This is a genomic window from Micromonospora sp. M61 (genome assembly GCF_018070245.1).
GTDB lineage: Bacteria > Actinomycetota > Actinomycetes > Mycobacteriales > Micromonosporaceae > Micromonospora > Micromonospora zamorensis.
The window spans coordinates 121,663-133,986 of the sequence record NZ_JAGPYA010000012.1; the positions used below are offsets into that span (position 1 = coordinate 121,663).

Annotated in this window: 9 protein-coding genes; 4 read left to right on the forward strand and 5 right to left on the reverse strand. The window is 69.2% G+C overall.

The genetic code is table 11. The annotated features are described in order from the left end of the window. The 4 genes from KBX34_RS09750 to KBX34_RS09765 are packed head-to-tail and all read right to left on the reverse strand — an operon-like array spanning nt 1 to nt 4,818. Nucleotides 1-1,713, reverse strand: a complete 1,713-nt coding sequence (locus tag KBX34_RS09750) for an amylo-alpha-1,6-glucosidase (RefSeq protein ID WP_210924550.1) — start codon at nt 1,711-1,713, stop codon at nt 1-3. Nucleotides 1,714-1,768: 55 nt separating this feature from the next. After that, nucleotides 1,769-2,593: a carbohydrate ABC transporter permease gene (locus tag KBX34_RS09755; RefSeq protein ID WP_141908547.1), complete on the reverse strand. Its 825-nt coding sequence runs from the start codon at nt 2,591-2,593 to the stop codon at nt 1,769-1,771. Continuing rightward, the gene (locus KBX34_RS09760) at nt 2,590-3,552 is read right to left on the reverse strand and encodes a carbohydrate ABC transporter permease (RefSeq protein WP_247671640.1); all 963 of its coding nucleotides are present in this window, start codon (nt 3,550-3,552) and stop codon (nt 2,590-2,592) included. Before KBX34_RS09760 ends, KBX34_RS09755 begins: the two co-directional genes overlap by 4 nt. A 27-nt stretch (nt 3,553-3,579) precedes the next feature. Continuing rightward, nucleotides 3,580-4,818, reverse strand: coding sequence for an extracellular solute-binding protein (locus tag KBX34_RS09765; protein WP_210924552.1), 1,239 nt, complete (start codon nt 4,816-4,818; stop codon nt 3,580-3,582). Nucleotides 4,819-5,115: 297 nt separating this feature from the next. Between KBX34_RS09765 and KBX34_RS09770 the strand changes: the two genes are divergently transcribed. Both KBX34_RS09770 and KBX34_RS09775 read left to right on the forward strand, forming a co-directional pair. Further along, nucleotides 5,116-6,951, forward strand: coding sequence for an RICIN domain-containing protein (locus KBX34_RS09770; protein WP_210924554.1), 1,836 nt, complete (start codon nt 5,116-5,118; stop codon nt 6,949-6,951). Nucleotides 6,952-7,144: 193 nt separating this feature from the next. Continuing rightward, complete coding sequence (locus KBX34_RS09775) at nt 7,145-8,719, forward strand: arabinofuranosidase catalytic domain-containing protein (RefSeq protein WP_210924557.1); 1,575 nt, start codon at nt 7,145-7,147, stop codon at nt 8,717-8,719. Between the two features lie 77 nt (nt 8,720-8,796). On the opposite strand, the gene KBX34_RS09780 is transcribed toward KBX34_RS09775, so the two are convergent. Then, nucleotides 8,797-10,131, reverse strand: a complete 1,335-nt coding sequence (locus KBX34_RS09780; RefSeq protein WP_210924560.1) for a PHB depolymerase family esterase — start codon at nt 10,129-10,131, stop codon at nt 8,797-8,799. Nucleotides 10,132-10,398: 267 nt separating this feature from the next. Here KBX34_RS09780 and KBX34_RS09785 point away from each other — a divergent pair, with 267 nt between their 5' ends. Next, on the forward strand, nt 10,399-11,406 hold the full coding sequence (locus KBX34_RS09785; RefSeq protein WP_210793405.1) for a PaaX family transcriptional regulator C-terminal domain-containing protein: 1,008 nt from the start codon (nt 10,399-10,401) through the stop codon (nt 11,404-11,406). 514 nt (nt 11,407-11,920) lie between these two features. Then, the coding region (locus KBX34_RS09790; protein ID WP_374223673.1) for an endo-1,4-beta-xylanase at nt 11,921-12,324 on the forward strand (404 nt) is incomplete at its 3' end.

Sequence of the window (12,324 nt, forward strand, 5' to 3'; positions counted from 1 at the left end):
CTAGCCTCCCGCTGCCCGCCGTTGCTCCTGCGCGGCGGCGAGGATGAGATAGCTGCTGGCGGTCCAGGTGTAGGCGCGGTCGCGCAGCCCGGCCCCGGTCTCGGCGTCGAAGTTCTCCGCGAACCCGGACTTCTCACACAGGGCGAGGAATCGTCGACTGATGTCGTCGGCCATCCGGCTCTGGCCGGCCCGCCGCAGACCGTCCTCGATCAGAACCGTGGAGGGCGCCCAGATCGGCCCGCGCCAGTAGCCGTCGGCGACGTAGTGAGCCGAATCCGCCGGTTCGGTGGCCAGCCCGTGGGTGGTCAGGTGGGTTTCGACGCCCCGCGCCAGCGCTGCCGCGACCGGTGCCGGCAGGTCGGCCCCGAGCGCGATGGGCATCAGGTCGAGCAGGCTGCGGCTGGCCCTCCGTCGTCCGGTGCGGGGGCTGCGGGCGGTGAAGCGTTCGCCGTCCCACAGTTCCCGCAGCAGGGCCGCGCAGATCCGGTCGGCCTCCCGGGACCACGGCTCGGCCGGCTCGCCCAGCTCGGTGGCGAGGTCCGCGAGGCAGCGGAGCTGCGAGACCAGGAACGCGGCGAGGTCGGCCGTCTGGAGGACCCGGTCGGCGTCGAAGGTGGTCGCGTTGTCCCAGCCGCTGTCATTGCCGTGCTGGTAGTGGGGCAGGTCCTGGCCGGGGGCTCGACGGGCGTCGAGCCAGAACCGGGTCCAGCGGCCAAGCCGGTCGTACGTCTGCGCCAGCGCCGCCCGATCCGGTGGCTGGGGAAGTCGTCGGCGCAGGTGTCGCAGGGCCCAGCCGTGGATGGGGGGCTTGACGTAGTTGTGCAGGACCTCGGAGTGGGTGACCGAGTCTGGCAACGCACCGGCTTCGTCCTGGTGGTCGAAGGGCAGATGGAACTGGTGCCAGGCCAGCTCCGGCTCACCGCCGGCCAGGGCGATCGCGTTGAAGCAGTGGTCCCAGCTCCACACCTTGTCCATCCAGTGCTTGGACATCAGGACCGCCGGTCGGGTGACGAAGCCCGCCGGGGCGACGGTGGCCGACCACAGCACGTACGCGGCCAGTTCGGCGGCAGGGGTCTCCGCGCCGCGCCACGGCGCGATCGCGTCGACGAACGCGGTGAACTCCGCGATGCGGTCCCGGCACAACTGCTTGAAGGTGACCGATCCGGCGTACGGGCGGCGGGCGGTGGCGTACTCCTCGACCGCGATCTCCCAGGGCTGGTCGCCCGGCAGGTCCAGTGAGCGGTCGGCGGTGCCGAGCGCCTCCGCGCCGTCGGTCCGCGCGAGAGTGCCCGAGAGCACCGTGACCCGGTAGCGGCGACCCGTCTCGTACGAGGTGAACACGTGTGACCCGTCGAGCGGGTCCAGGTACAGGTAGGTGCCGCTGAACGGTGTGAGGGTGCGCGCGGCGGCGGCCACCCGCAGACCGAGCCCTCGGCCCCGGATTCGCAGGGTGTCCGGTCCGTCGTAGACGGCCTCGATCCGACCGGTGCCGTCACGCCAGGTCAGCAGCGCGGGTGTGGCGACGACAGTGGCGCCGGCGACCGTGGGGGACAGGCGCAGCACCGGATGCATCCCGGTCTGGTGGGAGACCAGGTGCAGGTCCTCGGCGTACGTCTTCTCGGCTACCACCGGGGAGATGTTGAACCAGGAACCGCGGTAGCTGAACGGGATGTCCTGGATTGCGAACTCCGGACCGGACGGGGCGACGGTCATGGGTGGCGGGTGCCTTTCTGTGGTGCGGGTGGTGAGTCCTCGACCGCGTGGGTGGTCAGTCCTTGACGGCGCCGGCGGTCACGCCCATCGAGACGTACCGCTGGGCCAGGATCAGCAGCGCGGCGGCCGGGATGGAGGCGACGACGGCGGTGGCCATGATGGCGTTCCACTGCTGGTTGTTGTTGCCGATGTAGTGGTAGATGCCGAGGGTGATCGGCTGGTGGTCGCCGCCGCCGGCGAGGGTCGAGGCGAAGATGAAGTCCGACCAGGACCACAGGAACGCGAACAGCGACACCGTGACGATCGAGTTGCGGCTCACCGGCAGCACGACCGACCAGAAGGTCCGCAGCCGGCCAGCGCCGTCGACCACGGCCGCCTGGAGCAGCTCGTCGGGAATTCCGGACATGAAGGCCGTGAAGATCAGTACGCCGAACGGCACCGCGAGCGTGGTGTCGGCCAGGATCAGGCCGGGCAGCGTGTTGAGGATGCCGAGGGTGAGATAGATGGCGTAGAAGCCCATCGCCATGATGATCCCCGGGATCATCTGCGCGATCAGCAGCACGAAGCTCAGCGCCGGGCCGCCGGGCGGTCGGAGCTTCGCCAGCGCGTACCCGGCGGGAGCGGCCAGCGCCACGGTCAGCACCACAGTGCCGAGGCCGACCAGGAAGCTGGTCCCGAGGTACGGCAGTTGCTGGTCGAGCACCGCCCGGTAGCCGTCCAACGTGCCGTTGGTCGGGATCAGGTGCGGGGGACTGGCCCGCATGTCCCGGTCCCGGGTGAACGACACGTTGATCATCCAGTAGACGGGGAAGAGCATCAGCCCGGTCAGCACCAGACCGACACCGGTCTTCCACCAGGCCCGAGGCGTTGATGTGGTCATCGTAGGTGCTGCCTTCGCTCGATCCGGATGTAGACGAGCCCGGCGATCAGGGCCATCACGATGAGCAGGTTGCCGACGGCCGCGCCCGGACCGAACTCGGGCAGGAGGTTGCCGAAGCCGAGGCGGTACGACCAGGTCGCGAGCGTGGCCGAGGAGCCGGTCGGCCCGCCTCTGGTCATGATCCAGACGATGTCGAAGACCTTCAGTGTGTAGATCAACCCCAGCAACAGCGTGATCGCGGAGACGGGGCGCAGCAACGGGAAGGTGATCGACCAGAACCGCTGCCATCCCGTCGCGCCGTCCAGCGCCGACGCCTCGTACATCTCGGTGGGGATCGCCTGTAGGCCGCTGTAGAGCACCACCAGGTTGAACGGGATGCCGATCCAGATGTTCGCGATGATCACCGAGGTGAGCGACCAGCCCGGCGAGGTGAGCCAGTTGACCGGGTCGATGCCGACGACACCGAGCGCGGCGTTGACCAGCCCCGAGTCGCTGTTGAGCAGCCACGACCAGGTCGACGCCGACACGATCAGTGGCAGCAGCCACGGTACGAGGATCAGCGCCCGCAGCGTGGGCGACAGCGGGAAGTGCTGGTGGAAGAAGAGGGCCAGGGCCATGCCGATGGTGAACTGGAAGGCGAGCGACGCGGCGGTGAAGACCAGTGTGTGCGTCAGCGTCGGCCCGAAGGCCGGGTCGGTCAGCACGGCCCGGTAGTTGTCCAGGCCGGCGAAGGGCGCGCCGCCCTGCACGAACGAGCGGACGGTGTACTCGCGCAGGCTCAGCTCGACGTTGCGGTAGAGCGGGTAGGCGTAGAAGGCCAACAGGTAGATGGTGACGGGTGCCAGGAAGCCCCATGCCGGCCATCGGCTGGGCCGGCGGGCACGGGACGGGGGAGGCCCGGGTGGGGCGGCCTTCGCCGCCCCACCCTGGTCTCGTGCGGTGGTGGAGCTCTGTGTCATCGGGGGCATGGTGTCGGTTCGGCGTGCTTACCTGGTCGTGGCGGCGGCCTGCGCGGCGGACAGCGCCTCGCGCGGCGACTTCCCGCCGCTGAGCGCCGCCTGCACCGCGGTCCACAGCGATTCGGAGATCTTCGGATACTTCGTGCCGAGGTTGTCGCCGGTGCGGCCCTTGGCCGCTCGGACCGCCTCGACCCACACCTTGAGCTTGGGGTCCGCGGTGGCCTGTCGATCCTGGACGGCGGCGACGGGCGCGACGTAGGAGAGCGTGGTGTCGGTGGTGAGGAGGTTGTCGGCGTTGGTCAGGCAGGCGACGAGCTTCTGCGACGTGTCGTACCGACCGGTGTTCTTCTGCACCGGGATGGAGACGAACTCACCGCCGGTGGGCGCGGGGGCCGGGCCACCCGCGCTGGCCGGGATCGCGATGGTGCCGTACGAGAAACCGAGCTTCTCCGCGTTGGCCAGCTGCCAGGTGCCGTTCTCGGCGAACGCGTAGTCGCCGGTGGCGAACTCCTGCCAACTCGTGGTCTGGGTGTTGTTGATGACGGAGTTGGGGGCGTGGCCCTGCTTGAGCCAGTCCGTCCAGAGCGTCAGCGCGGACACCGCCTGCGGCGAGTCCAGAGTGGTTAGTTGGGCTCCCGATCCCCAGAACCAGGGCAGGAACTGGAAGCTGCCCTCCTCGGTGCCGATGGCCGAGAACGTGATGCCCTTCTTTCCCTTGGCCTTGACCGTGGTCAGCGCCGCGGTCAGGGACGTCCAGTCCTTGATCGTGGCCGGGTCGACGCCGGCGGCGGTCAGCAGATCCTTGTTGTAGTAGAGGGCAAGGGTGTTTGCCCCGATCGGCACTCCGTACGTCCGGCCCTCGCTCTGGCCGGCGCCGAGCAGGTTCTTCTCCATGGCCGAGACGTCCAGCTTGTTGTCGTCGGTGGTGGTGAGGGCGCCGGCCTCGGCCAGTGTCGAGATCACCGGGTTGTCCACGATCAGCACGTCCGGCGAGTTGCCCTGCTGGGCGGCGAGCAGCGCCTTGTTGGTCAGGTCGGTGGTGTCGTAGCCGGTCCGCTCGACCGTCGCCCCGGCGGAGGTGCCGCACTTCTTGAGCAGCGTGACCCAGTCGGAGTCGTCGGCGAACTGCGGGTACGGGTCCCAGACGACGTAGGCGCCGCCTTCGGCGGGGTCGTCGGTGGACGACGAGCAGGCGCTGCCCGCCGCTGCGGCGAGCGCCATCACGACAACGGCGGCCAGGCGCCGCCGACGACTGAGTCCTGTCATGTGTTGCCTCACTTCAAGTCGATCGTCAGGTGGGGTGTGCGGGTGACCGTCGCGGGCCGGACCCAGTCCGACCATGAGGCGAACCGATTCGCCGAATCGGTTCGCCCGAAGATAGGTCTGTCCACACCTGCGGGTCAAGGGATCGGCCAGCCCATCGAGGACCTGGGCGGAAACGCCAGCTTCATCGGGTCTTCACTTCATTGACACAGATCAGTCCCCGGTCCTACGATCCGTGCGAATCGATTCGCAAGTGCTGCCTCCGGAGAGCGTCCCCCGCGCCCCACCAAGGAGCCGCCCGTGAAAACCCCGTCCCGCGGCAGGTCAGACCGAGCCCGTGCGCTCGTCGCCCGACTCGTGGTCGGCCTGCTCGCCGCCGCTGCCGCCGTAACCGTCGTCCCGTCCCCGGCCCAGGCGGCGAATGAGTCGATCAGCGTCGACTTCTCCACGACCAACGGCACGCCGACCTACCGTGCGTCCGGCTGGATCTACGGCATGACCGAGAACGCCAGCGGCCCGGCCGACCACTTCTACCGAGACGTCAAGTTCCAGTACATGCGCGCCGGTGGCGCGCAGCTTCCCGGCAGCGGCTGGGTCGGTGGCACCTACGACCGGCGGTGGAACTCCACAGTCGCCCAGGCCCGTCGGACCACGGCCCTCGGTGGGAAGTTCATCATCCTGCCGCACGACCTGTGGGGCGCCGACGGTGCCGGCATCTCCCGCTTCCCCGGCGACAACGGCAACTGGACCGACTACGACAACTTCCTGACCCGACTCATCAGCGACGTCCGGGCGTCCGGGCTGTCCGTGCAGTGGGACATCTGGAACGAACCCAACATCACCATCTTCTGGAACCGTCCGATCTCGCAGTACCTCGAACTGTGGCGCCGCACCTACCAGCGCATCCGAGCGGAGTTCCCCAGCCAGCTCATCGTCGGGCCGAGCTGCGCCTGCGTGCCGTCGACGACGCACACCTTCTGGAACCAGTACCTGGACTTCGTCCGCTCGACCAACACGGTGCCGGACATCATCAGCTGGCACTCGCTGCCGGGAGACCCGGTCGCCAACGTCGCCGCCGCCAACGCCACCCTCGACCCGCGCGGCATCGCCCACCCGCGGCCGTACCAGATCAACGAGTACGGCGCCCCCGACGAGCAGAACCCGGCCGACGGCGCCTGGTACATCGCGCGCCTGGAGCGGGCCCGGGCGGACGGCCTCCGGGCGAACTGGGCCAGCGGCGGCAGCCTGCACAACGACCTCGGCAACCTGCTGATCCGCAACTCGGCCGGTCAGCACCAGCCCAGGGGCGAGTGGTGGGCCTACCGCTACTACGCCTCCCAGGCCGGGCAGATCGTCGCGGTGACCCCCAGCCAGTCCTACGACGCGTACGCCACCAGGGCGACCGGCGCGGCGAAGGTGCTGGTCGGTGGTGGTCGTACCACCGGGAACCTGACAGTCAACCTGCAACGCCTGGACACCACCAGCGGCATCGTGCAGAACAACCAGGTCCGGGTCCTCACCCAGCGCATTCCCCACAACGGCGGCGGCGCCGTGCAGGGACCGGTCACCGTCTCGAACAGCGTGGTCGGCGTCTCCAACAACAACGTCACAGTGACACTGCCGTACGCCAACCAGACCGACACCTACACGGTCACCCTGCTGCCGCCGTCGGACGGCGGCTTCCAGTCGGTGGCGGTGGCCCAGCACTCGCAGCAGTGCCTGGACAACCCCAACCTGAGCACCGCCGACGGCACGGTCCAGCAGCAGTTCTACTGCGATGGCGGTGATCAGCAGCTCTGGAACTTCCGCCCGGTCGCCGGGGTGGCCAACACCTACACGGTGGTCAACCAGCAGAGCGGCAAGTGCCTCGACGTCAGTGGCGTGTCCACCGCCGACGGCGCGGCCGTGCATCAGTGGACCTGCCTGAACGGCACCAACCAGCAGTTCACCCTGCGCAAGGTGACCTACTCGGGCAACGACTCGCACGACTACCAACTCGTCGCCCGGCACAGCGGCAAGTGCGTCGACGTCAGCACGGTTTCCACGGCGGCGCGGGCACCGGTCCACCAGTGGACCTGCATCGGAGCCGGCCAGGGCAACCCGCTGAACCAGACGTGGCGGGTCCTGGGCCGGTAGGCGTCTCGGGGGAGGTGAGGCGCTGGCTGTCCGCCCACCGGCCAGCGCCTCACCAGAGACACACATTTATTGACATGAATTCAACAAAGGTCATACGATTCGCTGCGAATCGATTCGCCATCACCGCCGCCGCGACCACCGCCCTGGCGCGTCGACAATCCCCCGCGCCCTCACGACTCCGAGGAGCAACCTCGTGCGAACCCCGTCCCCCGGTGGGCCAGGAAAAGCCCCCGAACTCATCCCGAGGCGCCATCGCGCCCGACGCCTGACCGCCCTGGCCGGCGCGCTGGTTGGCGTTCTCGTCGGCATCGGCGCCACCCCCGGCGCCCCCTCGCCGACCGCCGAGGCAGCCGCTGCGGCACCGCTGGCGGCAGCCATCGAGCCGGGGCAGAGCACCCCGATCATCGGTACGGCGTCCGGCCGCTGCCTCGAAGTGCCCAACTCCAGCACCACCAACGGCACCCAGACGCAACTGTGGGACTGCAACGGCGCTGCCGGCCAGACCTGGACCTGGACGTCGACCAGACAACTCCAGGTGTACGGCAACAAGTGCCTGGACGCCTCCGGCCGAGGCACCACCAACGGCACCCAGGCGATCATCTGGGACTGCAACGGCCAGAACAACCAGCAGTGGAACGTCAACAGCAACGGCACCGTCACCGGCGTGCAGTCCGGGCTGTGCCTCGACGCCAACGGCGCCGCCACCGCGAACGGCACGAAGATCATCCTCTGGTCCTGCAACGGCGGCACCAACCAGCAGTGGGCCTCGCCGACGACCCCGCCTCCGACCAACCCGCCGACCGGTTCACGCCCGTGCGACATCTACGCCTCCGGCGGCACCCCGTGCATCGCGGCGCACAGCACGACGCGGGCGCTCTACGAGGCGTACGCCGGCAACCTCTACCAGGTCCGGCGTTCGTCGGACAACACGACCCGCAACATCGGGCTCACGGGTACGGGTGGCACCGCCAACGCGGCGACGCAGGACTCGTTCTGCTCCGGCACGACCTGCGTGATCACTGTCGTCTTCGACCAGTCCGGGCGCGGCAACGACCTCTGGTACCAGGGGTCGAGCGTGGTTCCGGGGTCACCGCAGAGCAGGCCGGCGACCGCGACGTCGGAGTCCCTGACGGTGGGCGGCGCCAAGGCGTACTCGCTCTACATCAACCCCGGCAACAGCTACTGGCGCGACGGCCACCTGACCGGGGTGCCGACCGGCGCGGCTCCCGAGGGCATGTACATGGTGACCAGCGGCACGCACGTCAACAGCGGCTGCTGTTTCGACTACGGCAACAGCGAGACGACGAGGAAGGCCGACGCCGCCGGGGCGATGGACGCCATCAACTTCGGTACGCAGTGCTGGTTCGGCGGCTGCTCGGGCAGTGGCCCCTGGGTGCAGGCCGACCTGGAGTGGGGTCTGTTCCCCGGCGGAAGTAGCTCCTGGAACCCGAACCAGCGCGCCTTCACCAGCAAGTTCGTGACCGCGACACTCAAGAACAACGGCGTGAGCCGCTTTGCCATCAAGGGCAGCAACGCCCAGTCCGGCAGCCTCTACACGCTCTGGGACGGCTCGCTCCCGCCGGGATACAGCCCGATGAAGAAGCAGGGCGCGATCATCCTGGGCAGTGGCGGTGACTGCTGCAAGCCCGACGGCGGCGCGAACCTGAGCGCCGGCACCTTCTACGAGGGGGCCATGGTCGCCGGCTATCCGTCCGACGCCACCGAGAATGCCGTGCAGGCCAGCGTGGTGACCGCCGGTTACCGCTGACCATGCCGGAACGACCCGTGCGCCGGTCACCACCTGAGTGGTGACCGGCGCACGGCCTCGTCGGGCGTCGGCTGGTGTCAGGAGACCGCGCAGGATGCGCCGTTGAGGGTGACCGCGCTGGGCTTGGCGGTGTTACCAGAGTGCGTGGCCTGGAAGCCGATCGTCACCGACCCGTTGGCGGGGATGCCGGCGTTGTAGGCGACGTTCTTGGCAGTCACCTGCCCGGAGCTCGGGGAGTAGGAGGCGTTCCAACCTGAGGTGATGGTCTGCCCGGAGGGCAGGGTGAAGACCAGGGACCAGCCGTTGACGGCGGTGGTGGCGGTGTTGGTGACGGTGATGTTCTCGGTCAGGCCGGTGTTCCAGGCGTTTATGGCGACTGTCACACCGCAGGCGCCGGGAGCCGGCGGCGGCGTGGTCGGAGGCGGCGTGGTCGGCGGCGGCGTCGTCGGGGGCGGGGTCGTCGGGGGCGGCGTCGTCGGGTCGGTCAGGCCGAAGAACTGGATGGCGGACGCGGCCATGCCGCCGGAGGGCAGGCTGTGCCCGGCGCCCTGGATGCTGTACGCCTCGACCTGGACGGTGCCGCTGGTGTCGGCGTACCTCCGCCGGTTCCAGTTGGCCTGGGGAGTGTCGGTGGAGGTCGGTGTCTGGCTCAGCCCGAACACGTTGGTCCACTGCTCGATCGTCTCGGTCAACAACGAGTACGGCACGAGGGTGTCGTTGGTGCCGTGCCACAGCTGCACGCGCGGGCGGGGGCCGGAATAGCCGGGGTACGCCTGGCGCACCGCGTCACCCCACTGCTGCGGGGTCCGGTTCATGGCACCGCCGGTGCACTGACTGCTGGTGGGTGGGAAGTCCGCCGCGTTGGCGAAGCAGTTGTACGGCACCCCCATGAACGCCGCGCCGGCCTTGAACAGGTCGGGATAGAGGGCGAGCATGTGGTTGGTCATCATGCCGCCGGACGAGCTGCCGGTGGCGTAGACGCGGTCCGGGTCGGCGGCGTACTGCTGTTGGACGTGCCGGACCATCGAGACGATCGACACCGGGTCGCTGCCACCGCCGCGGCGCTTGGCAGCGTCCGACCAGACGTCGAAGCAGTTGCCGAAGCCGGCCTGCTGGGTCGCGGACGGGTAGATCACGATGAACCCGTACCGGTCGGCGAGGCTGGCGAACTCGCTGCCGGAGTAGAAGCCGGGGCCCGACCCGCCGCAGCCGTGCATGGCCACCACGGTGGCCGGCCTGGCCGGGCGGTTGTCCGGCACGTAGACGTGCATGCGCATCCGGCCCGGGTTGTCGCCGAAGCTGGTCACCTCGGTCAGCGACGCCGCGTACGCGGGTCGGATCGCGGGGACCACCAGGCCGGCAGCCACCAGTGTCATGGCGAGGGCGAGCAGCAGTTTCCTTCTGGTTCTCAACGAACGACTCCTTCGGTTGCCTGTGCAGGCTGGGACTGGCTGCGCGGTCCGCTGGCGGGGACGCCCGGCTCCCGCGGGTGATCGCGCGATGCCCGCTGTCTGTGACTCGCCCTGCCCGGCTCCGGACGGCATCGTGTGGCAATTAGTGTCCCCCGAGGACCCACAAGTGTCAATCGAAGCTTCTCTATCGAGGGCGGCTACCGCAGCCCGGCTCGGCGGCGGTCCGTCTACAGTCGTCACACCGTCCCTGAGGAGCACGGAGCGCCTGTGGCAAGCCCGTTCGACATCGACGAGATATATCCGGACGACGGAGACCAGCCACTCCGACTGCCCCGGCGGCAGGTGGGCAACTCACCCCAGGGCGTCGCGGTGACCCTGCTGGCGGACTACACGCTGCGGACCAGGGCTGCCCTCCCGTCCGCCGCCATCGTGGAGCTGCTCGCCGAGACCGGCGTGACCACGGCCGGGGCGCGTACCGCGATCAGCCGGCTGGCCCGTCGTGGCGTCCTGGAGGGCAGTCGGCTGGGGCGGCGCAGTTCCTACCGGCTCAGCCGGGCGGCCGCCGCCAACCTCTCCGCCGGCGGCCACTGGATCATCACCTCCACCACGGCCGCGGCACTGTGGGACGGGTGCTGGACGGTCGTCGCCTTCTCGCTGCCCCAGGGCCTGAGCACGCAGCGACGGGCCCTGCGCGCCCAGCTCCGCTGGCTCGGATACGCGCCGTTGTACGACGGGTTGTGGATCTCGCCCCGCGAACTGACCGCTCCCGCTCGGGCCCAGCTCGACCAGCTCACCCACGGTGCTGTCACGGTGTTTCGCGGACGGCAGGTCGCGCTCGACTCGACCGGTCACCGTGCCCCGATCGAGGCCTGGGACGTCGAGGCGATCAGTCGCAGCTACGAGGAGTTCCTCCGGCGCTGGACGCCACTGTTGCCCCCGGTGGCGTCCGGGGCGGTCGACGGAGCCGCCGCTGTGCGGGCCCGTACCGAGATCATGGACACCTTCCGCCGTTTTCCCGTTCTCGACCCGCAACTGCCCGTGGAACTCCTTCCGGACGGATGGCTCAGGCGGCCGGCCCGCGAGTTGTTCGCGGCCGTCTACGACGGCCTCGCCGCACCCGCCGAACGACACGTACGGGCGGTCGTCGCCCGTTTCACCGATGCCGCCCAGCCCGGCATCGAGGCGCACACCACTGCCGACATCCTCGCCGGACTGCGGGTCGACGCGGGCCCGGCGCAGCCGGCCCCGGGCGGCCCGGCCACCGGTTGCCCGTAACCGCGAGAAGTCGACGGTCGTCTTCGGCTGACGACTGTGAGCGATAACAGCGTCGCCGTACGGCAGCACCCCGGCGGCGCGGCGCTGCGGCTCGTCCGCCTGGTCGCGTGGCTGCTGAGCACGGCTGCTGCGGGCCCGTTGGTACCGGGCGAAACGCGGCGTTCCGGGAGATGGGCGTGAACGGCTCGTTACGTCTTGACGAACGACATGTTATCGCTCACTCTCGATATAGAGGCCGATCGTTGTGGTGGCTCACCGGGCGAGCCGCACGGGTCGTACCTCCGATCGCGACGTCCCCAGGGCATGCGGACGTCACCTCGGGACCCGGCAGGTGCCGGCAGTCCTCTCGGACCGGGCGCGCCGACGCCTGGTGGCCAGGATGGCCGGCTCGGCCATCTGTCCCGAGTGAAGTGGCACATCACCACCACCGATGCAACCACTGAAAAGGAACGACATGAAGCCCATGAGAAAGATGCTGGCGGCGGCGACCCTCGCCGTCGCCCTCATCACCGGTATGACCGTGGCGCTGAATCCCGCAGCCGCCGCTGGCACGACCTTGAAGGCCGCGGCGGCGGAGAAGGGCCGCTATTTCGGTGCGGCCGTCGCGACGGGCAAGCTCTCCACCAGTGCGTACACGACCATCCTGAACCGTGAGTTCAACAGTGTCGTGGCCGAGAACGAGATGAAGTGGGACGCCACCGAGCCGCAGCAGGGTCAGTTCAACTATGGCGGTGGTGATCGGTTGGTCAGTCATGCGCAGGCCAACGGGATGAGCGTGCGGGGTCATGCGTTGTTGTGGTATCAGCAGCAGCCGGGCTGGGCGCAGGGGATGTCGGGTAGCGCGTTGCGGAACGCGGCGATCAACCATGTGACGCAGGTGGCGACGCATTTCCGGGGCAAGATCCATTCGTGGGATGT